This window comes from Ignisphaera sp. (assembly GCA_038735125.1).
Classification (GTDB): domain Archaea; phylum Thermoproteota; class Thermoprotei_A; order Sulfolobales; family Ignisphaeraceae; genus Ignisphaera.
On sequence record JAVYNU010000009.1, the window covers coordinates 63,291 to 85,015 of the forward strand.

Annotated in this window: 26 protein-coding genes and 1 tRNA gene; 17 read left to right on the top strand and 10 right to left on the bottom strand. The window is 37.1% G+C overall.

Going from position 1 to position 21,725, the window contains the following annotated elements; all coding sequences use genetic code 11:
• Positions 1-30 precede the first annotated feature (30 nt).
• Positions 31-1,587, top strand: a complete 1,557-nt coding sequence (locus QW284_08845; protein ID MEM0339772.1) for a radical SAM protein — start codon at positions 31-33, stop codon at positions 1,585-1,587.
• A gap of 59 nt (positions 1,588-1,646) precedes the next feature.
• On the top strand, positions 1,647-2,135 hold the full coding sequence (locus QW284_08850; protein MEM0339773.1) for a hypothetical protein: 489 nt from the start codon (positions 1,647-1,649) through the stop codon (positions 2,133-2,135).
• Between the two features lie 25 nt (positions 2,136-2,160).
• On the opposite strand, the gene QW284_08855 is transcribed toward QW284_08850, so the two are convergent.
• From QW284_08855 to QW284_08865, 3 genes are all read right to left on the bottom strand, one after another.
• On the bottom strand, positions 2,161-2,685 hold the full coding sequence (locus QW284_08855) for a methyltransferase domain-containing protein (GenBank protein MEM0339774.1): 525 nt from the start codon (positions 2,683-2,685) through the stop codon (positions 2,161-2,163).
• A 41-nt stretch (positions 2,686-2,726) separates the two neighbouring features.
• Positions 2,727-3,323, bottom strand: coding sequence for a YkgJ family cysteine cluster protein (locus QW284_08860; GenBank protein MEM0339775.1), 597 nt, complete (start codon positions 3,321-3,323; stop codon positions 2,727-2,729).
• A gap of 65 nt (positions 3,324-3,388) precedes the next feature.
• Positions 3,389-4,048 (bottom strand): MBL fold metallo-hydrolase, encoded by a 660-nt coding sequence (locus QW284_08865; GenBank protein MEM0339776.1) that lies wholly within the window; start codon positions 4,046-4,048, stop codon positions 3,389-3,391.
• Positions 4,049-4,158: 110 nt separating this feature from the next.
• On the opposite strand from QW284_08865, the gene QW284_08870 reads away from it, so the two are divergent.
• Entirely contained in the window at positions 4,159-4,500 is a 342-nt protein-coding gene (locus tag QW284_08870; GenBank protein MEM0339777.1) for a UPF0147 family protein, read from the top strand.
• A 33-nt stretch (positions 4,501-4,533) separates the two neighbouring features.
• The gene (locus QW284_08875) at positions 4,534-6,015 is read left to right on the top strand and encodes a DUF402 domain-containing protein (GenBank protein MEM0339778.1); all 1,482 of its coding nucleotides are present in this window, start codon (positions 4,534-4,536) and stop codon (positions 6,013-6,015) included.
• Here QW284_08875 and QW284_08880 read toward each other — a convergent pair.
• The gene (locus QW284_08880) at positions 5,948-6,961 is read right to left on the bottom strand and encodes a PhoU domain-containing protein (GenBank protein ID MEM0339779.1); all 1,014 of its coding nucleotides are present in this window, start codon (positions 6,959-6,961) and stop codon (positions 5,948-5,950) included. The two genes, QW284_08875 and QW284_08880, sit on opposite strands and share 68 nt — an antisense overlap.
• A 146-nt stretch (positions 6,962-7,107) precedes the next feature.
• On the opposite strand from QW284_08880, the gene QW284_08885 reads away from it, so the two are divergent.
• Both QW284_08885 and QW284_08890 read left to right on the top strand, forming a co-directional pair.
• Positions 7,108-8,385: an alkaline phosphatase family protein gene (locus QW284_08885; GenBank protein ID MEM0339780.1), complete on the top strand. Its 1,278-nt coding sequence runs from the start codon at positions 7,108-7,110 to the stop codon at positions 8,383-8,385.
• Positions 8,386-8,472: 87 nt separating this feature from the next.
• Entirely contained in the window at positions 8,473-9,477 is a 1,005-nt protein-coding gene (locus tag QW284_08890) for an ROK family protein (GenBank protein ID MEM0339781.1), read from the top strand.
• Here QW284_08890 and QW284_08895 read toward each other — a convergent pair.
• A complete protein-coding gene (locus QW284_08895) occupies positions 9,474-10,199 on the bottom strand; it encodes a 16S rRNA methyltransferase (protein MEM0339782.1) in 726 nt (241 codons plus the stop codon). The two genes, QW284_08890 and QW284_08895, sit on opposite strands and share 4 nt — an antisense overlap.
• Positions 10,200-10,279: 80 nt before the next feature.
• Between QW284_08895 and QW284_08900 the strand changes: the two genes are divergently transcribed.
• Positions 10,280-10,783: a hypothetical protein gene (locus QW284_08900; GenBank protein MEM0339783.1), complete on the top strand. Its 504-nt coding sequence runs from the start codon at positions 10,280-10,282 to the stop codon at positions 10,781-10,783.
• Between the two features lie 299 nt (positions 10,784-11,082).
• Entirely contained in the window at positions 11,083-12,144 is a 1,062-nt protein-coding gene (locus QW284_08905) for a hydroxymethylglutaryl-CoA synthase (GenBank protein MEM0339784.1), read from the top strand.
• Here QW284_08905 and QW284_08910 read toward each other — a convergent pair.
• Together QW284_08910 and QW284_08915 are read right to left on the bottom strand one after the other, a co-directional pair.
• The gene (locus QW284_08910; protein MEM0339785.1) at positions 12,141-12,299 is read right to left on the bottom strand and encodes a hypothetical protein; all 159 of its coding nucleotides are present in this window, start codon (positions 12,297-12,299) and stop codon (positions 12,141-12,143) included. The genes QW284_08905 and QW284_08910 overlap by 4 nt on opposite strands.
• Before the next feature lie 77 nt (positions 12,300-12,376).
• Entirely contained in the window at positions 12,377-12,832 is a 456-nt protein-coding gene (locus QW284_08915) for a hypothetical protein (protein ID MEM0339786.1), read from the bottom strand.
• A 160-nt stretch (positions 12,833-12,992) separates the two neighbouring features.
• Between QW284_08915 and QW284_08920 the strand changes: the two genes are divergently transcribed.
• The 4 genes from QW284_08920 (at position 12,993) to QW284_08935 (ending at position 16,410) form a co-directional block, all read left to right on the top strand.
• Positions 12,993-13,256: a hypothetical protein gene (locus QW284_08920; protein ID MEM0339787.1), complete on the top strand. Its 264-nt coding sequence runs from the start codon at positions 12,993-12,995 to the stop codon at positions 13,254-13,256.
• Positions 13,257-13,513: 257 nt separating this feature from the next.
• Entirely contained in the window at positions 13,514-14,245 is a 732-nt protein-coding gene (locus QW284_08925; GenBank protein MEM0339788.1) for a phosphoribosyltransferase family protein, read from the top strand.
• Positions 14,242-14,847: a hypothetical protein gene (locus QW284_08930; protein ID MEM0339789.1), complete on the top strand. Its 606-nt coding sequence runs from the start codon at positions 14,242-14,244 to the stop codon at positions 14,845-14,847. The genes QW284_08925 and QW284_08930 overlap by 4 nt, the downstream gene beginning before the upstream one ends.
• 3 nt (positions 14,848-14,850) lie before the next feature.
• Positions 14,851-16,410 carry a radical SAM protein gene (locus tag QW284_08935; GenBank protein MEM0339790.1) on the top strand — a complete coding sequence of 520 codons (1,560 nt, stop codon included), beginning with the start codon at positions 14,851-14,853 and terminating at the stop codon, positions 16,408-16,410.
• Here QW284_08935 and QW284_08940 read toward each other — a convergent pair.
• Positions 16,396-17,253 (bottom strand): hypothetical protein, encoded by an 858-nt coding sequence (locus QW284_08940; GenBank protein MEM0339791.1) that lies wholly within the window; start codon positions 17,251-17,253, stop codon positions 16,396-16,398. The two genes, QW284_08935 and QW284_08940, sit on opposite strands and share 15 nt — an antisense overlap.
• A gap of 124 nt (positions 17,254-17,377) precedes the next feature.
• Here QW284_08940 and QW284_08945 point away from each other — a divergent pair, with 124 nt between their 5' ends.
• The 3 genes from QW284_08945 (at position 17,378) to QW284_08955 (ending at position 19,495) form a co-directional block, all read left to right on the top strand.
• Positions 17,378-18,568 carry a PLP-dependent aminotransferase family protein gene (locus QW284_08945; GenBank protein ID MEM0339792.1) on the top strand — a complete coding sequence of 397 codons (1,191 nt, stop codon included), beginning with the start codon at positions 17,378-17,380 and terminating at the stop codon, positions 18,566-18,568.
• 6 nt (positions 18,569-18,574) lie between these two features.
• A complete protein-coding gene (locus QW284_08950; protein ID MEM0339793.1) occupies positions 18,575-18,931 on the top strand; it encodes a hypothetical protein in 357 nt (118 codons plus the stop codon).
• 75 nt (positions 18,932-19,006) lie between these two features.
• Positions 19,007-19,495, top strand: coding sequence for an N-acetyltransferase (locus tag QW284_08955; protein MEM0339794.1), 489 nt, complete (start codon positions 19,007-19,009; stop codon positions 19,493-19,495).
• Positions 19,496-19,499: 4 nt separating this feature from the next.
• Here the strand turns inward: QW284_08955 and QW284_08960 are convergent, their stop codons facing one another.
• Positions 19,500-19,943, bottom strand: coding sequence for a hypothetical protein (locus QW284_08960; GenBank protein ID MEM0339795.1), 444 nt, complete (start codon positions 19,941-19,943; stop codon positions 19,500-19,502).
• A 48-nt stretch (positions 19,944-19,991) separates the two neighbouring features.
• On the bottom strand, positions 19,992-20,414 hold the full coding sequence (locus QW284_08965) for a hypothetical protein (protein ID MEM0339796.1): 423 nt from the start codon (positions 20,412-20,414) through the stop codon (positions 19,992-19,994).
• Between the two features lie 304 nt (positions 20,415-20,718).
• Here QW284_08965 and QW284_08970 point away from each other — a divergent pair, with 304 nt between their 5' ends.
• Positions 20,719-20,955, top strand: a complete 237-nt coding sequence (locus tag QW284_08970) for a ribbon-helix-helix domain-containing protein (GenBank protein ID MEM0339797.1) — start codon at positions 20,719-20,721, stop codon at positions 20,953-20,955.
• Between the two features lie 86 nt (positions 20,956-21,041).
• Positions 21,042-21,129, top strand: a tRNA-Leu gene (locus QW284_08975).
• Positions 21,130-21,725: the final 596 nt, after the last annotated feature.

Consider the following 21,725-nt stretch of genomic DNA (forward strand, 5'->3'; position numbering starts at 1 on the left):
AAATCACTTTAGCTACAAGGTTTTGATTATATGAGTAGACTTAATGCTGAGATAATTATAACCACTGATAGAAGCATGATGACAAATCATCATGGAAGAGAATTTATAGGCTTTCTAGCCACAGGTCCTGCTATTGGTATTCCAGAATCGCTATGGATGTATCTTTGCTGTCCTAAACCGAAGGTTGATGAATTTGGTAGACCGCGTGAGGCTCCCTATGGTCTGCGAAAAATTGAGGCAGCTCTGCAAGATGCTGGGCTAGAGGCTTACATCATAGATCCAGATTACTTGGATAGATATGTGGATACAGCCAAAATTCTAATGATAGGACACCATGACTTCTTCGCTTTTGGGCCTCCAAGTTCTGAATGGTGGCTTATAACAGGTAAGGAACCTGTCAATAGAAAGAGTTTCTTCAAGCTCATGAATAGCGAAGCTGTGCAGAAGATGAGAAGTAAAAACGTAAAAATTGTAGTTGGAGGGCCGGCAGCTTGGCAATGGCTTTGGGTACCAGAGTATGTAGATAGATGGGGGATAGATATTATTGTTGAGGGAGAGGCTGATGAAATTATTGTTGACATTGCTAAGAGGATTTTGAATGGAGAGAAGCTACCGAGATATATATCTGTTGGCGCTCATGAATCACCTTCGATAGATAAAATACCTTTGATCAAGGGCGCAAGTGTCAATGGATTGGTAGAGATTATGAGAGGTTGTCCAAGAGGTTGCAAATTCTGTAGTGTAACATTAAGACCTCTTAGACATATCCCCATTGAGAGAATAATTGAAGAAATAAAAGTTAATAAGAGGCAAGGCATTAAAGGCGCTATTCTGCATAGCGAAGATGTTTTATTATATGGGGCCAAGGGTATAGAGATAAATGAAGAGGCCTTGATAAAGCTTCATGATAGTGTTGCAAAAATTGTTGATAGTATAGCATGGGCACACGCATCGCTAGCAGCGATAGTATACGCTCAAAGAAAGCACAAATTAATATCAAAGATAACCGACATCATATATTCAAGACTTGAACAAAACTATCTGGGTGTTGAGGTGGGTATAGAAACAGGATCGCCACGATTAGCAAAGATAATAATGCCAGCGAAAGCAGCTCCGTTCAAGGTTGAGGAATGGCCTGATATAGTCGAGGAGGCATTTGCTATAATGCATGATCATAGAATAATACCTGCTGCAACATTTATACTAGGATTTCCTGGTGAGGAGCCTGACGACGTTGTCAAAACAATTGAACTGCTCGAGAGATTAAGAAAGTATAGAAGTTTAATTGTGCCAATGCTTTTCGTGCCCATGGGTGCACTAAAATCTGAGGAGGGGGGTGTAACAGGTATGAAGATAACGCCAGAGCATGCTGAAGCTATGAGGGTAGCATTTTGGCATACTGTCCACTGGGAAGAAGATATAGTAACAAACTTTTACATGAGAGGAATTAAGTATGAACCACTAAAACTAATTATAAAAGCATTTCTATGGATTGCAAAGAAAAAAATGAAGAATATAGAGGAAAAAGTCTTGCCATCGTTTACAGGCAAGGAACTTTCATTGAGAGGATGTAATAGCTGTAATTAAATTATGTGCTTTACTTTTTATAACATAAATAGTTGGCTAAAATATATTTTGAGATGGTTATGAGTATTAAGCCAAAGCTTCTATTAAGCGTAGCACTTTTGAGGGAGCTTCACAATAAGATAGAGTATTACAAGATTGTTGTTGATAACAATATTAAAAGGGTTGAAGTGCTTTCAAAGCATACCAATATGAACAGAAAAGGTATTGAGAAAGAGAGGCAAAATCTAGAATCGTTGAAAAAGAAGTTGAATAGTATTGATCTATTTCTCGAAACAGTTATTCTAAAACTCGAAACTCTTATGGCTCTAAACCAAGCTATTTCATCGATTGTGGTTGTTAAAGAGACTGTGAAGGAGTTGAAGAAGACAATAGGGGGTTCTATACCAATAATGGAGGTTTATCTTGACAGACTCAATAGATTATCTAACGAACTCATGAATATTGCAAGTATTGATATGAAATCAGATCCAAAAACGTCTTTATATGCTAATCAAGAGGCTAAAAAAATAATTGAAGAAGCTAAAAAAGTTGCTGGAATGATTCAGTAGATATAAGGTATATAGATGTATTCATCTATTTATCGCTTACACCCTTAACGTAGAGATAAAGTCTTGCTGTTCTCATAGGCAATGCTACTTCAACTACTTGAACAGGTCTCCATCCAGGTATTTCAAAGTCAAGCGTGACAATTCTTGTTCCATTTTTCAGTTCCGTCTCCAACTTTGGTCTTAGTGCCTTGTTTACTGAGGTCAGCAAATACATGTATATCACGCTTGCCTCGCTTAGGTTAGCTTTGAAAAAGTCTTCGTTTATAAATTCTATCCTATCTAATACATTCATTGCTTTAGCATTTTCCTTTGCTCTTTCAATAAGTGTTGGGTTTATTTCAACACATACAGCTTTTTTTACACCTTCTTTCACAGCCCTTAAGACAACTCTGCCATCTCCACAACCAAGATCATAGAAGATATCCTCGGATTTCACATTTGCCAACCTCATGACCATGTCTAGTAACTCCTCTCTTGTTGGAACCCATGGCACTCTTGCGCCCTCGTAGTATGCGGATACCAGAGCCATCACCTCTTCAAGGCTCCACATTCTATACAACCTCGGTTTCAAGACTTATAAAGTTTCAACATTTAAGGGATCCACAAACCCTTTTCCACGAGCTTCTTTCTATCTTCTTCTGCGTATCTAATTACAAATTCCAAAAATTTTTCGGCTACATCATCAAATTCTTTCTTGCTATATTGGCTACTGTTCCATTTTTCGGCTACATCATTCCACATCTTAAGTTCTAATATTCTTGCTTGGGCTAGTCTAGCTAAATCTCTCTTTACAGGATCTTGTATAGGCTTTTTATCTATGATTAGACCTGGGCATTCTCCTAAAGCATTCTCATTGATATCTATGTCAATGTGATCCTCTTTCTCTATGTATACAAATGGGTAAAACCTACAGACAAGTGGTTTATACGGATGAACTCTACATTTACCTTCTTTAGAGAGAAATATGCATGAACCATCATCTTTCGAGTTTAAGGCTAGGAAGTAACTTTCGTTCTTGAACATCACGCGTGGATATGTTAGATCATCGTAAAGCGATGACTCATATAAGTTTATTACATTTGGCTTTATCTCTACTTTAGAATATATGTGAAGCCTTAGCAGATCTAAGTGTGTTACTGGAATCCAATACTTTTTGCAGCAATAACCTTTGAGTACACATCTAAACATTACCAACTTATTCAAACCCTTTGAAATACATTGAATTATATTAATGGAAAAATATTGTGTTTAAATTATGTTGGGAGAGACATTACATATATAACCTTATTTGATATGTTCCCCTTCTCTATAACTATCTGGTTTGATCCCACCATGACAGCATTCCAGTCAATCGGTTTTAGGAATAGAAAGTCATCTACAGTCTTTAATGGGAGATTTAAGCCCTTTACCCAGTAGTGCATTGGTATAACGATCTTTGGTGTCAGCAGGTTTATTACATTCCAAGCTGATTTGGGATCTATTGTATAGGTTCCCCCGATGGGGATCATAAGAACATCTATATCTCCAAGAGCGTTTTTATATGTGTTGTCAAGTTCGTGTCCAAGGTCTCCTAAGTGAACAAAGGATATGTTATCTGCATTTACTTTGTATATTGATATTTTTCCTCTTCTTTTTCCTTTTTCTCTATCGTGATACGCCTCAATACCTTTGATCACTACATCACCAATAGTTTTCTCTCCCACAAACGTAGACAAGACAATTGCACTTGGTTTAGCTACAACTGCATAGGCATTATGATCGAAGTGCTCATGAGATATTAATACTATATCTGCTTGTGTCCTTGGCGGCTTTAACCCAATGCTATAGCCGTCATGAGGGTCTAACACTATAACGGTACCCTTAGAGGTGACTATCTCGAAGCATGCATGACCATGCCATCTAACTGTAACCATTTTTATAAACCCTTTAAAAAAGACTATGTAGTTTTCCCTAGTTTTAAAGTTTCTTGCTTCAAAAACCTATAAACTCGCGAATCAATATATCGGAGATTAGGGTGAGAATAATGGTTGCTGAAAGCAGCCAGCAGAAAGAGGGTGGTAGTAGTGGTTCAAATATTCAAAAAAGATTTGAATCGAGAATACCTCAATATGATAATGAGGCAAAGATTAGGCAAGCTCTGCTGATATTGAATAGAGTGATGAATGATCCGTCGATACCTAGGAATATTAGAAGGGCTGCTATGTACGCTATAAGAGCCCTAAACGAGAAAAACCTTACGGCAGGTGTAAGAGCAGCAAATGCTGTTGGTGTATTAGATGAGGTTAGCCAAGATCCCAATATGCCTTTGCATGCAAGAACCCTTCTATGGCAAGCAATATCAATTCTTGAAACAGTCAAGGACTAACCAAATATAAGAATTTGTGTGGAGAGGTTCAAGATGTATCGATATAGAGTTAGAGGCCCTTACGCAACTGCACTGGCAAGGATTATAATAGACTCTGGCTTTGAGCTTGTTGATCTATCAAAGAATTTGGCATCTAGATTAAGAATGGATGAAAAAAGTGATGTGGCGCCACATGCAACTGTAAAGGAAAGCGATGAAGATCCTAATACATTGATAATAGTTGGGTATCCTGATGCTGTTGAGGCGTTGCTTTATGAGATGATTGCAAGAATACCTTTTACAACGTATATTTATGAAGAGCTTGGCCCATATACAACAATATCCGTTAAGATAAAGGGTATTGATAGAATGGGTAGGTGTATTGGCGAAACTGTTAATGGTAAAGAGATTGTGCTTCAGAATATAAAGGAGTGTATAGAGGGTGCTATAACAGTTGCCCACATTGTCAAACCAAGTCAACACCCAAAGATTGGAAGGGCTGTCGCTTTACCAGGTGTAGCAATATTGAGAGACACTCTAGTATTGCTAGATGACAGGGGTGGTAGAGTATACTTTAGTGAACATATTAGAGACTTCGATAGAAGAACAACACTAAACAGTCTTGCAACGCAAATAACAAGACAAGGTTTTAGTATAAGATGGAGAAGCTCAGCAAAGAATGCCCCACTAGAGTTAATTGGAAAGGACCTCGAGGTTGCTGTGAATGAGGCCATGAAACTTCGAAATACTAGTTTAAAGGATTTTCCAACAATCTTATACCAAGGTGAAACAATAGCATTCATAAAATTGAATAGGGCTTCTAAGGAATTTCTGGATATTGTGAGGAGATCTGTAGTACCAACTACCCCAAATCATCACATGTTAAGAACATGCAGAAAATCTATCGATGTTTGTGTTGACTTATTAGATTATGTGGCAAACAAAGTAGGCGAAAAGGTTTTGGACAGCGCAATAAAGGAGTTTTTGCTTGATAGAAGCATAGGGAGGGAGATAACGATTATACATGAAAAGCCAGGCGGCGGGCACATAGAGATAGGACCAATAAAAATAATTGATATTATCAAAACTGACATAGGATTAGCAATGGTGGGCATGAGGATTATTCAGAAAAGTGGCATATATGATGGTATAGGTGTGGAGAGAAAGGCAGGAGACATCGCGTTAACTCTAATACCATTTGATGAATGGTTCATTGTACACAAGTATTTGGATCAATATGGAAACGAAAAAGGAATTTACATAAACATTAATACACCACCAGAATATTGCCCACTAGACAATGTAATTAAGTATCTTGATCTAATAATAGATATTGGTATAGTTAAAAACAATCTAAGAATGATAGACGTTGAAGAACTTGAAAACGCTGAAAAAAGTGGCTTGCTAAGCGAGGATCTTATCTACATGGCTAACGAGACTGTAAAAAAGGTTATTGGATTAATAGAAACTATTCAGAAGGCTCTTGAGGCATCTCAATCTTTGGCAAAACAGTTTCTGGCTTTCCAACAGTCATGAGCGCTTTAATTGTTGCAACCTCAGCTATCTCAGCAGCCTCATAAACACCTACAACAGCCTCATGGGCTATTGCTAAAACCCCTGGAATATCAGAACACTCTGTAACACTATTTAGAATCTCTCTTGCCAACTCTTCCCTGCCAACGAGAACTTTCATTGCTAGTGATAGATTGGATGATGTTAAAGAGTTAACAGCTTTTGAAACATATGAAGATACCTTTGAGAATATATCTCTGAACACATCTTTGCACTTCGCATTCTTATGAAACCCATCGAACCCAAGATCCAGTATAGTATTCGATGTTCTATCTAATGTGTCACCAATGTGCTCTAAGCTCTTAATTATGATAGAGTTGTTTATTGCCTGCGATGGATCTCTAAATGCAGTTCTCTTTATAGTTCTCATTCCAAGGAAATGCAGTCTATCAAGATCATCATCCAGCCTAATAACCTCTTGAAGCTTTGACTTATCTCCAGTCACAAAGTAGTCTGTTATCAGATCAAACATCATCGACAGTGTAGTTTTCATAGCTCCTATAACTTCATCAAGATCAGTGTTGAACTCATCTACAGAAATCTTCAATCTGAATGTTGGTCCCTCCATTGCAATAGCTCCTGGCAATCTCATAGAGATTTTTTGGAAGGCCTTTCGTGCAAGATCCTTTGACTCATCAATTGATATTACATCAAATCCCTCAATATAGCTCGCTATTATGAGTCTCGATAGAGCTTCTTCATCTTCATGCTTGATCTTTATACTTTGTGTTATCTTTGGATGTATTGTTGAAAGAGGCTTTACCAAGAGGTATCCAGGACCTAGCGTCACTTCAACACTTGCTCCAACAGATATTCCTAGTACAGATAGCCACTCCTTTGGTATTGTAACACCAATACTCCTTTCCCCAATCCTAATTACCTTTCTAACACTTGTTAATACCGCTTCCATATTATAACACCTATCTTATCAGACTCTAATGTCATGTCATATCAATTTAATCCTTACTTACTTTATAAACTTTTATATAGGTTAGACTTAATTACTTGATGTGTATAATTGCACTTAGCAGTATTAAGAGATGTAGGGAAGGGCTCATGAAGAAAACCATTATAATAGTATTGGATGGAGTAGCTGACACACTTAAATATAGACCAACATCATTAGAGCTTTCTAAAATGCAAGGCCTTGAAGAATTAGCCAAGATTTCAATCGCTGGCTGTTTCTATCCTATAGACAATGAAACAGCCCCAGAAAGCGATGCAGCTGTTTTCTCGATTTTGGGCTACAATCCCAAGGAAATCAATATTGGAAGGGGTCTATTAGAAGCTCTTGGTGTCGGTGTCGAGATATCAGAGGGTTTTGAGGTTGCATTTAGAGCTAATTTCGCTACAATTGATAGCAAAAATATGAAGATAGTTGATAGGAGGGTGGGGCGGAGCCTAGAATCAGATGAGGCAAGAGAACTAGCCAAATCTCTAAACATTGATTTAGGTAAATATGGTGGTTATGCAAGGGTCTATTCTACCATAGGTCATCGTGCTGTGGTAATTATAGGTAGTAGAGAAAAGAGACTGTCAGCAAATGTGTCAAATACTGACCCAGCCTATGATAAAGTTGGCAGAGTATCTATAGCCCTTGATAAATTCGAACCTTTTGTAGCCAAATGCCGACCTCTTGACAATAGCGAAGAGGCTAAGATAACGTGTGAACTTGTAGACGAATTCACGCGCAAAGCCGTCGAAATATTAGATTCTCATCAAGTGAATATCAAGAGAGCAATGAGAGGACTTCCAAAAGCTAATGTTATTCTCCTTAGAGATGCTGAGGATAGGTATCCAAAAATTAAACCAATTCGCGAAATCTATGGAAAAACTTTTGGCATTGTTGCAGAAATGCCTGTTGAGAAAGGTATAGGAAGATTACTAGGAATGAAAACAGTAGAGGTATCACCGCCCTCTGGAATAGCTGAGAAGGATTTGAGAGAAAGGCTTGAGGCAACACTCAAGTTGCTAAATGAAGTAGATGTTGTTTATGTGCATCTGAAAGGACCTGATGAACCTGGTCATGATGGAGATAAGAAGAGAAAGGTGCTCTCAATAGAAAACATAGACAAATTCTATATATCACCTCTTATAAAGGCAGTAGATTTAAGCAACGTAGCAATTGTTGTGACAGCTGACCATGCAACACCACCAGAGTTTAAAGCGCATACAAGTGATCCGGTTCCACTCATAGTAGCATCGAAGAGCCTCAAGAGATTCGATGGCCTCGAAAAGTTTACAGAATATGAATGTTGTACAAAAGGTTCTCTTAGAATAATACCGCATGGCTATCTAGTTCTCAAAAAAGTTTTTGAGTTGCTGAATCAATAAAACATTTTTTGATGATGTGTGCACCTCCTACCTGATAAATGATGTGCGGTAAGAGGGCTGACAGAGCAAACTTATGGGAGAAGGTACATGGTTGTACATTACATAGGGATTGACGTTGGTGCAACCTGGACAAGAATAGCTCTGGCATCACAAGATGGGGAAATAGTTAAGAAGATTGTTATGAGAACCCCTCAGGAGGGGGATAGATATACAATAGCCAATGCAATATCTGATAGAATTGAGGAAAGCTTTAGAGATGTTTTAATGGATGTAAAGGCGATAGGAATTGGAAGTGCGGGGCCAATGGATCTAGCTACAGGTGTTGTACTAAACGCTCCTAATATATCTATTCACACATTTGAACTTGCAAGACCTTTACAGGAAAGACTCAGAAAACCTGTAATCATGGCAAATGACTGTATTGCTGGTGTCTGGGGAGAGAAGATATTTGGGCTTGGCAGAGAACATGAGAATATAGTCTATGTAACAATTAGCAGTGGTATTGGAGGGGGTATGATAGTTAATGACACGCTTTTACTAGGCAAAATGGGTAATGCCCATGAGATAGGGCATATAATTGTTGATGTTAATGGTAAAATGAGGTGTGGCTGTGGAGGATATGGACATTGGGAGGCATATGCAAGTGGTGCTAACATACCAAAATTTGCTTCTAAGCTTATTGAAGAATCGAGTTTAAGCCAAGAAGAAAAAGAGTCACAGATATATAAAGCATACAAAGATGGCACCCTATCATCTGAACTCATATATTCAAAGGCAAAAGAAGGTGACAAGCTAGCTATTAGAATTATAGAGGAGGTTAACAGATACAATATTGTGGGATTCATAAATATAATCAATTTATATGACCCTGAAATAATTATTGTGGGAGGCTCTGTTGCTTTAAAGAATAGAGAGCTAGTTATAGATAAAATTATAGATGGTGTGAAGAAGGCTCCAGGTGTGTTATCGACACACCCTATAATAACTTCAACAAAATTTGGGGATGATGTTGTTCTTATGGGAGCTGTAGCATTAGCGATGAAACCTCCAGCAAATCTAATTAAAATGCTTAGATATCTCCAGTACTATTAGTACCAAAGTACATTGTCTAATTCTTTTGCATTCTCAATGCTGTGAATAACCATGGATAGAACTGTCCAGGTTTCCAAAGGCTGTTTGTATATTGCAACCTTGTTTTCGGTAAGACTAAGTGTAAACTGTTCAAAGTCTCCGCGCTGGAAACCGCCAATGATTATACAAGTCTTTTCTCCTTTAGCCATTTTACTTCCAATTATCTCGCCAAAAACGCTTGGTTTAATTAATTCTCCTTTTTCATGTAACAAAACAACATAGTCAAAGCGATTTTCTTTAATAAATTCATCTAATCTCTTTTCTTCGACCAATAACAAAGGCTTTTGACTATTTGGAGGAACTTTCTTTTCTATAAGGAGCTGCTCCATAAGTCCTACAAATCTATTATAGTTTCTCGGTATTCTAACTCTAGGATCTACATGCACTATTAGATTGTTAATTGTGTGAATATATACTCTCAGCAATCCAGCTCTATTCAGAACACTGGACAATGCTATTAATAGTGAGGTGTGTACAATATCAGGCCTCCCCCTCTTAAACCAATTATCAAGGTTCCTCATAGCCTTATAGTGCAACGAGATATCTAATATAACTTCACTAGGTTTCTTTCCACGTTTTTTTGCATGGACTTTTACTAGAGGGTGCTCCTCTATTTCCTTAGGGATGAGTTCGAGTCCTGCTTCTGCAATAACTATTGTTAAGGGCCTTATAACTGCCATCATTGTTTATCTGCAAAATATTTTTACTTAGTACTGTAATTATTGGTACTACACTAGTAGTCTTTTAGAGGTTTTATTAGGTTATGCCAAAAAGCAAGGAGAAATCAATATGCACACCCATAAATGATCTTGCGATAAACGCTGCCATGGAATGTATTGAAAAAGGTTGCGAATGCATAGCAATATACCTAGATTATAACGAAATTCATTATCCAATTCTTTCCATATATGGTTATATAGTGCCATGCGATAATATGCCGTCAGTCTTAGAAGAGTTTGTTGGAGATATTTTCTTAGAGTTGGTAACAACAATAGATCTGATCACAAATCTCGATAATACTAAACCGAGCCTTACGGACAAAGTAACGTCATTGATTGTTAGATGTAGCAGTGGATGGATAAGATATGGTTATACAAGTATAAAATCTGCTCAAGGCGTTCCAAATGTTTCAAAGGTATTGCTCTATATATCTGATGAAGGAGAGCAAAAAATATTATCCCAAGCAGAAGAGTCTGTAAATACCTTATCAAAACTTGTTAGACTAGTAGTTGAAAGGGTCAGGGAAATTCTTGAAAATGAACGATAGTGATTATTAAAGCCTAAATAACCTTAGAGACCTGTTAGCGAATATCGGTAAAAATATCTACCTAGATAAATCCCTAAATGGTGTGACAGCTAATGCATTTTATAGATGACTACAAAATTCAAAAGTTATAAAAGCGGGTAACTTTTGATACTAAAAGCATGGCTTTAGTTATGCTTGATTGCATCGTTAAACTGTGGAAATCATGGGAAACATGAAACGGTTACAAATCTTTATAATTCCAGACAAACTCTTAAATAACCCCTTGCATCATTGCAATATTCGTTAAGATGGTGTCATATTTGCCAAGATGTTTAAGAAGTGGAATCATTGGCTGGGGGATTTATATACCCAAATACAGAATAAGAGCTAGTGATATTGTTGATATATGGGGCTTCGATGATGAATCTGCGAGAGGCATTTGGATTGAGGAGAAGGCTATAGGTAATATAGATGAGGATTCAGTTACAATAGGCTATATGGCATCAGTGTATGCTTTGAAGAGAGCAGGCATCAGTCCTAGTGAAATAGATGCTGTATATCTCGGTACTGAGAGCAAGCCATATGCTGTTAAACCAGGCGCAACCATTATTGCCGAGGCTCTTGGCATCAAACCCAAAAAGGCTATTGCTGATTTGGAATTTGCTTGCAGGGTTGGAGCAGAGGGTATAAGATTAGGGGTAGTACATATAGAAAGTGGATTGGCAAAATATGTTCTTGCAATAGGTGCAGACACTTCTCAAAGTAGCCCAGGGGATGTCCTAGAATTTACTGCAAGTAGCGGTGGTGCAGCATATATCATAGGGTCTAAAAACGATTCTGTAGCATATTTCGAGGGGTTTGTGTCATATTCTACTGACACCCCTGATTTTTGGCGTAGAGAGGGAGTTCCCTACCCCCTACATGGAGAAGGATTCACAGGCGAACCAGCATATTTCAGTCATGTGATTTCAGCAGCAAAGCTCTTAATGGAGGAATTGGGTCTAAAACCAACAGATTTCGACTATGCAGTTTTTCACCAACCAAATGGGAAATTCCCACTAAGGGTAGCCTCCATGCTTGGAATACCAAAGGAAAAGGTCATTCCAGGCATTGTAACCCCCTATATTGGGAATACTTACAATGGCTCACTATTGATAGGATTGGCAAGAATCCTAGAGAACTCAAAACCAGGGCAACGGATTTTAGCAGTTTCGTTTGGTAGTGGCGCAGGAAGTGATGCATTTAGCATAGTTGTTACCGACAAAATATTAGATGTTATCAATAGAGCGCCAACTGTGGATCAATTCATTAATAGAAAAGAATATGTTAATTATGGGATATACGCAAAGATGCGGGGATTGATAAAAAGATACAAGCTTTAAAAGCAGTTATAGTTCTCGAGACATAAACCAAGTTTTTTAGCTAAATTGCATAAATCATCAGCTCCAACTAACGCCTTAGACCCCCTCTCAGTTCTTATTATGGCTACTTTACCCATTATCTTAACGCTTGCTTTATCACATTTACGAGAACTCATTTCTTTACACATGTTATAATATTAAACGATAAATCAAAGTAAATAATTGTATCGCGCTTTAAGAAATTACTATTATTCTATTCTTCTAAATATTCTTCCTCCTCAGATTCTTCCTCGAACTCTTCTTCAAATGAAGTAGAACTTCCAAATTGCTTTATAGCCTCCCCTAATGGTAATCCCGTTTTCCTTAACTTAGCTGCCAAGTTCCCCCATCTTTCTCTAAATTTTGTTGGAACCAATGGTCTAACTCTCTTAGTATTCTTTCTAGGTATGTAATTCTGCTCCATACCAGGTAATGCTAGAGCTCCATCAGGTAGCTCTATAAGCTCATCTCTTTCAATGAGTTTGACAAGGACCTTTCTTAATCTATCCTCACCAGCAACACCTGCAAACATTTCTCTAAGCTCTTTCCAAGTCATTGGCCTTCCATTATTTCTAATTGTCTCTTTAATAAGATTCTCTAACTCCTCTTCCGTTGGCGCCTTGAAAACCTCAATGTCAATGTCTTCATAAAGCTTTTTAAGTCTTATCATGCTTCTCACCCTATATACTTTTTACTCCAGTAAGAGTATAGGATCATTAAAGTTTTTAAGCTTTTCTATCTTGAATGGACTATCACTGCTCCAATTTTATATGGTAACACCATCTACATATTTATCTTGATCTAGTATGAATCAGGTTAAATTAATTGTAATGGGGTCTAAAATAGAGGATGTGGAGAAGTGTGGTAGGGTTGCAGAAAAGGTTAAGAAGACCTTAGCAAAATACACGCATGTAGAGATTCTTTTTGTAAATGCATCACCTCCCTCAGGTATTTTGTTGAATGGTGAGGAAATCGTTTCATGTGATGAGGAAGAGGAGACAATTGATTACATAATATCTAAAATCGCTTCATTTAGTAGTAATAAGCTTATCAAAGGTGTTGTCATGGCAGCAGCAGTGTTTAAGAATGTCTAAAAGAGTTATAAATGTTCTCGTTTCTATGGCAATAATTTAGTGAAACAGTTAAGTAGTATACAATGGCAAAGTAGATAACAGAGATTTAACTATCCCTAAGAATAACTCTTTATTTCACAAGGTCTTAGAGAATCTATGAGAACCCCAAGATGATATTTATATGCATTGATTAAATATGAAACTCCGTAGCTATACAGCTTATATTCTCTTTTAAATGTTTGTTTATTAAAAGATTAGAGATAGTATAGGGTGTGGCAATGGAGATAGATGAGAGGGAGCTTATCGTTGAGGTACTTTCAAGTCTTAAGAGATTTTTCAAGTTCAAGGAGCTGGAAGAAATATTGAACGTTACTGTACCAACTCTTTGGCGCTATGTACATGGTGATATAAGGCCTTCGACTGACAGGGCACGACAAATGTTATCAAAGCTATTGGATCAGGATATAGTGAACAAATTGAGGGAGAGGATAATCAAGGTGGATGATGAGGGTGTTATCAGAACATATGACATTGTTTACAATATAGACTTGCTCAACTATGCCTCAATAGATGCATTGTTATGGGCTCAGAATATGGGATTCAGTGCTGTTGCAACTGTTGAAACTGATGGAATAGCCCTAGCTACATTGATATCGAAAAGATTGAATACAAAAATAGTTGTAATTAAAAAGAGGAAGGAGGTTGGATACAGTAAGTTTATTGAGGTAAGCTATGTCACGCGGGCTCCACCAGAAGTAATCTCTTTGTATCTTCCTGAAGCTGTTCTAGAATATGGTGATAAAGTTCTTGTGGTTGACGACCTTGTGAGAAGCGGGAGGACCAGCGCAGCTGTATTTGAGCTGTTAAAGAAAGCTGGTAGTAGACCAATAGGCTTCTACGCTCTTGTGGGTATAGGAAATCAATGGAGGCCAGTTATAGAGAGATATGTTGGGAGTAACTATAGAGTGCTTTTCTATGTGCACACAGATAAGAATAGAGATCTCATATGAAGAAATTGAGAATAGCAGTCATACAAGCAATTGATTATGGAAAATGTAGAGAGGTTGTAGATAAGTTAAAGTCAGGACATTTTGACTTAATAATGCTATGCGGTGGCGTAGGACAGTGTCTAGATGTTTTAAAAATTGATAAAAGTGTTTATGGTATAGTAGATGTAGATGACGATATATATATCGTGAAGGCTCTAAAAGATGCAGGAGCATATGTAGCGGGCTCACTACGCTTTATAGATGAGGGTATATGCATTAGCGGAATTGATGCGAAAAATCCCATTCAAAACATTGAAAGACTTAAAGAAAAACTGTCGCCCAACTGTTTTCTCACCCTATTACTATCTCACTACTCTCTAAAAACATCTTCATGTTCTAGAATCAAGTTGCTTGGAAAGGATTTGAATATTGGGATAAAAAACATATTTAGGGATGTGAATAAACCCGCAAGACTTTTGTTTATATCTTGTAACAGGAGTTACCAAAGCGACATGTGTATAGATATCCTAGACCCCAACACCATATTAGTCTCTACCAACAAACAGTTTATTTCATTATTAATTGATGTACAAGATCTTGGAATAGTTGTGCTAGGAGAATAGCAGATGACTATAAACAGCGATTCCTTAGTGTTTAAACCAAGAAAAGAAAACTATGTTATAGCGAAGAAAGGTAGACCTAGCGATATTAAAATAGGCATAATGATGACTATACCCTATAAAGCAGCCACATCATCACTATTCTTTCAAATGGCCTATACATATCTGAATAGCTTAGAATATGTTCATGTCTACAGATATGTTTTTGACATTGATGGCAAGAGAATTGAGGCCCTAGACACTGAGATGAGCATTAAAAAACTTGATGCCATTTTAATTTCGTTGCCCTTCGAGCTAGATTATGTTACAGCCGCTTATATCCTTCATAAACTTGGTATAATGCACAAAGAGAAAGGGTGGTCAAAGCCTTTGGTTATAGCTGGGGGGCTAGCACCAACATCAAATCCTTTGCCACTAGCGAATATTGTTGATGTTGTTGTAATTGGTGAAGCAGAGAAGGTTCTGGACAAAATTGTCTATTCTCTAGTAGAGCAAAATCCTGTGAAAGCACTTGAGGATATGCCATGTATTGGTGTAACACCTTTTCCTGATATTAAAAGAAAATGCTTTGCTGAAGACCTAGATAACAGCTATCATCCTATACAGCAATTTTACTCGCCTGATGAAGAGCCGGTCTATGGCCATGGGATTAGGGTTGAGGTCTCTAGGGGATGTCCATATCTATGCGCATTTTGTATGGAATCTCACGTTCTATATCCATTTAGATATAGGAGTGCTTCAACATTAGAAAGAATTGTTGCAAAAGGAATTGAGTTTCTCAAGATTCCAAGAACAATTTTATATTCCCTATCCTTATTTAGTGTACCTGGCATAGACAATTTCCTAAATAAGCTTGTAGATAATAATATAAAAGCTTCAATTCCATCAATAAGAGTGGAGCATGTAACTTCAAATAGATTGGAGATTATAAAACTCTTAGGTCAGAAAACTATTACATTAGCACCAGAATCACTTATAACTAGCCATAGTTGTCGAATTGGAAAATGTTATAGCATTGACCACTTAGTCGAAGCTGTGGATACTTCCTATAGATTGGGATTTGACCATGTAAAGCTATATCTAATAACTGGTTTTCCAGATCTAAGTGTTGATGATGAATTACGTGCATTTAAGGATTTTATGCATAGGCTAAGTTTCGTAAAGAAAAGAAAGTTTATTGAAATATCTCTGAACCCCCTTGTCCCAAAGCCGTGGACCCCATACCAATATCTTCCACCTGAATATGTTCTAAAGGCTAGCAAAACCGTTCACATATATGAATCTTTTAGAAATAGTATTGCAGATCTTACAATTTTAGATCCTAACTGGGCTTTTGCACAAGCTGTTATTGCATTGGGTAGTAGAGAAACATCAAACCTTATAATTGAGTGGGCATTGCATGGACTAGGATTGGGGGGATTTAAAAAGGCTCTTAGATCCTTAGACCAAGAATACAAGAAGTACATAAAATATGGTTGGAAGACACCCCCATGGTATGATGTAGTTGATGTAGGTATACCAATGAAGTATCTAGAGTTAAGAGCAAGGTTTCTAAAGACCTTGTAGAGACACTATTGCGGGGTGTGTTAGCTTTGTGAGGTAAATTGACGTATCTAAGGGTTTTATTCGAGAGATTATAACATCTTTGAGTTTTTCATAGACTTGGATACCATTGCTTATATCTCCAAAAACCATTGGTCTTAACAATATGCCACTAGATGATTTGAACTCCATAAGTCTCACTAGCGTCATTAGCTGTGGATGAATTATTATGGTCGCTCTTTCTTTGGCCATTCTAGGTATTAGTGACAATACTAGGGGATCGTATGTAGCTATAACAGCTACGTCGTATAAAGGGTTTGCATCATATATTGAGATATGTTCGCCTTTTACAATGTCAGGCCATAGTGTGTAATTCGGTATTGTATATATCTTTGATGAAGTTAATTGGGACTCTAGGGCAAACGGCATTATAGACAAGTCTTTGCCTACAATCAACACATTGGCGCCTTCCACAGTTTTAACTAGGTCTTTTGATATTGAAAAAGTTGCTATGATTAGTGCCTCCAGATCATTGAAACCCTTGGCGTTGAATGATGTGAAGGCTTTGCTATCTGCTATGTGAATAGATTGAGCCACACCATTACTGCTAGCATAAACAATCACTTTGTCGCCTTCTCTAATATTAGAAACATTTACACCAACACCAATAACCCTTCCCATGCCAACAAAACCCATTGCGAACTCGCTTGTTTGTGCAATAAGCATACACTTTGTGAGAGCCTCATCAGCTATTGACATGTACACATAACTTATATTAACAGCTATCTCGCTTCTCCCAATGATAAACCCACTATACTTTTTTACAACAGGCTTTCCACAATAAGGCACAACTATTCTTTGATACAAAGCCTAAAGCACCATTCAACTAATTTGATGCAACATAAAAACTTATATTTTTAGACCCTATCGCTATTTTTAACGCATTAGGTGAATAGTTTTTGGCATAACACATAAAAACATATTTAAAAACTTGTACTCACAGGAGGCAAAGGTATTAGAAGAAAACTTTGTCTCTCTTGAAATACCAGCGGTAAGCGATAAGATAATCAACTTTGCAAGTGGGTTGCCAGACCCACGCACAATTCCTGTAAAAGATATTGAAGCTATCGCCATAGAGGTTCTTGAAAAATATGGCTACAACTCTCTACAATACGCTCCATCAACAGGATTCGTCCAGCTCATCAATGAGATTTCAAAGTTTGTTTATAGAACCAGAGGACTAAAAACCAATTCGGATAACATAATTGTTGTCTCTGGATCCCAACAAGGCTTAGATCTCATATCAAGGGTTTTCTTAGATCCTGGTGATGTTGTTGTTGTTGAAGAGCCTTCGTATATACTGGCTTTGAATGTATTCAAGTTAAGGAGAGTGAGATTTGTTGCTATACCAGTTGATGATAAGGGAATGAAGGTGGAAATGTTGGAGGATATTATTAGGGAATATAGCAGAGAAGGGATGAGAATTAAACTTGTTTATACGATGCCAATAGCTCAGAACCCCACAGGGACTACTATGTGCGATGAGAGGCGAAAACATCTTCTAGAACTTGTAGAGAGATATAACTTTGTTATAGTTGAAGATGATACATATGGTCTTTTAACCTTTGAGGAAGAGACTCCAAAACCTATAGCATCCATAGATAAATCGGGTAATGTCATCTACCTCTCTTCTTTTAGCAAAATTTTGGCACCGGGGTTACGCATTGGACATATAATAGCTAGTGATGATGAAGTAACAAAGAAAATGCATATAATGAAACAGTTCATGGATCTGGGAACATCTACCCTAAGCCAACTCATCGTTGAGGTAGCTCTTAAGAAGGGTATTGTTGATAAGGTAGTCGAATATGCAAAGAGGCTGTACAGACTCAAAAGAGATATCATAATAGAGCTTATAGACGAAGAGTTTTCGGATGTGGTATCGAGAACCAGTCCAAAAGGCGGTTTCTACACCTGGTTAAAGCTCAATAGAAATGTTGATACCGAAAAAATTTTAGAATTGAGTAGGAAAAAAGGCGTGGTCTTCACCCCAGGGAAAAGATTTTGCATAAATGAAAATAAGTGTCTAGATGCCATGAGATTGAGCTACTCTAACCCATCTGAAGATGATATAAGAATTGGGATACGTATACTAGCTGATATATTATGTGGGGTGCTATAGATCCATATGTTTCTTAGTAGTGGAAAGCTTGTTAAAAACCCTCAGTTAATCAGGAGATATGTGGATGAGGCTAGGAAGAGAGGCATAGATTTGTCAACGGTATTGCCAAACGAAGAAGATATCGATTTAGTTAGAAATGCTTCAAAGCGCGCTCTTGTTATGCTTAAAATAATGGAGGATTTAATACAAAGGTTTTTGAAGAGAATAGATCCACGCATAGCTAAGGAAGTGTTTAAAGAGGTGTTAAATGAGGATGTGGATGAGGCGACAGCAACATATTTATTAGCCAAAGAGTTTTCTGCATGGACTCTAGAAATAGCCGAGGCATTGAATTTGATAAAAATCGACGAGAAAATAAGGTGAAACAAAGTATTTTAATTTTCTGAACTCGTCTTGCATATTATGGGATACAATTTTCGTTATTGAAGGGTAAGCGAAATGAGTAGCAATATGCATATCAGGATAAGGCCTGCAGGTGAAAAGGATATAGACTATGTTATTGCTATAAACATAGAGTGTTTACCTGAGCACTATCCTCTCTCGTTTTGGTTAGAGCATCTGAATAAGTATGGCGATGTTTTCTATGTTGCTGAAGTCAATGATAATATTGTTGGCTATGTGCTAACTCGTATTGAGGAAGGAGAATCATTTTTTTATCCAAATAAAAAGGTTAAGAAAGGCCACATTGTAAGCATTGCTGTTAGAGAAAGTTATAGAAGAAGGGGTATAGCAACATATCTTTTATCAGCTGTTCTAGGAACCCTGGGCTACGCATATGATGCGTCAGAGGCATATCTAGAGGTTAGAGTCAGTAACACGCCTGCAATAAAGCTCTATGAAAAATTCGGATTTGTGATAATAAAAAGACTCGAGGAATATTATCTCGACGGCGAAGACGCATATCTGATGGCCAAAAAACTAAAGTAGGTATTTAAGCATCGCTAAGATTTAGAACATTAATTTCCACGCTTTCCATCTGAGCTACGCAGAAAAGGTTTGCAATAGTCCTTGGAATGACTACACCATTTGATACTACAAACAGCAGGTCTGAAAATGTTAAGCATTTCAAAGCTTCATCGTATCTATGTTTAGCTACAGAGTAATTGCCACTACACAAACTAATAACGTTCTTATTACCTATTGGAGCATTGCCACAGAGACTTATTATGCATGAAACCTCATTTAGTTTTGCAATAGAATCAACTATATTTTGAACAAATTCCACATTATCATATTTGTCACAATGCATTGAGGAGAATAGACAGGACTTTCTGTCACATGCTAAATCTCTGTATATCACTGCAATAACTATAGCAATTCTCTTTCCTCTAGGGATCTGAGTTGGAAAATTATTCTTTGTTATAGTCTTGATCATAATTTCAGCAGTATTATTAAGCTTAAGACTTAAAAACTTTCTATATCTTCAGCGACTTTCCATCGCTATGTTTCTTCTAATCAATTCTATTGTTGAGTACATATATTCTTCAACGACAGTGGCATGTTTCTTTCTTATATGATCTTCTATAATCTGTATTGGAAGCTCCTCACCACAGACCATGCACTTAACGAAAGCACCATTAAGTTTTCTTACAATGGGCTTAATCTTAATTACCACCGGTACAGCATATTTTAAGAGTACCCTTGCCTTTGTAGCAGACCCCATTTTTTCAATGATACGTTGAGCATATCCCCTTACCTGATGCTTACTCAAGCCATATTTTAATGCTACTACACTAGGGCTCTCACCAATAATAAAGTAATCAGATAACGCATTGACAACGTTATCCTTACCTGCAAGCACCTTCACAATTAGGTATTCTAAAACGTCTTCAGCTGAGGATCGCATCAAAATTCCCATAAAAATGTTAATTTTCATAAAAATATATAAGCTGGCTACCCAATTGACATCAAAACTAATAATATTGCTTTATAAAAGGAACCGATTTGAGCATATTATGAATATATTTTAAGCATTTCTATAGTAATACCTAGCATCGGCTATACAGCTTCACAATATAAACTTTGAATAGTCATTGCAATAATATCTTGAATATGCATGGATTTCTGACACATGATGACATTGAGAGATATAGATAAATATTTTGTCGCATAAAATTATGAGCTACACAGTAAAGTGGAGGTAGATGTATATGAAATACAAAAATGCTGAAATAGAGCTAGATATTGTGGCAACTAAGGTTATTTCTGTAAAAATCGACATTGAAACATTGAATGAAATGGAGGACTTATGTAGAAAGCATCATTATAGAAGTAGATCCGATTTTATTAGAGATGCAATAAGATTATATATTAATATACTTAAACAAGTCAATGATAAAAGTAAGTTAGAGGAATTGCTTAAACATTCAAAAAACTGTATGGCTTGATTAAATAATAGATGTAGTAGATAAATTTATCAAACCACAACAGCCAAACTTTTAACATGGTAAAAATATTAAACACAGAAAACTGTGCGGGGGTGCCCGAGCCAGGTCAAAGGGGTCGGGCTCAGGACCCGATGGCGTAGGCCTGCGTGGGTTCAAATCCCACCCCCCGCACCAACAAATGTTCCATAATACAACCAAATCTTTGCTTTTTCGATTAGTGATTGAAGTAAGGAGTTTTTTCATAGGCAATGACAAGTTGGTTAGAAAACAATATTTAACACCTACTGTAGAGAAAATCCTTTGAGGGTACGTGAACAAGTTAACACCTCCCAACTATATGAGTACATAGCATAGTAGAAAAGTATAGCATAGACTGCTATAGAGCTTTTTAACATATAGCAGAGATGAAAAGTTTATCCTAGAAAGTTTCATACACATTGAGCTAGCTTATCACTTTCCCCACAAAGCCATTGCTACTACAGAACTTGGTTCTGGGGCTGAAAAATAGTTATTGCTGTTTATGGCCATTTCAATCCTTTTAATGCTACTAAGTATGCAGATACTGCGTGACTGTCTAGTCTGTGCCTTCTCATTATCTTGCCGAAAAGACTTATAGCCTTTTAGGGCTTCGCATTACTTCTCATGAATTTTAATTACCTCTAATTACTTTCTTCTATTACTATCACCTTGACCTTCTTTCTGTGTAGTTTTGATAGCTTTTCTTGGTATTCTTTTGGTGGGTATATGAGGTATTTGCCAGCTGTTCTAAC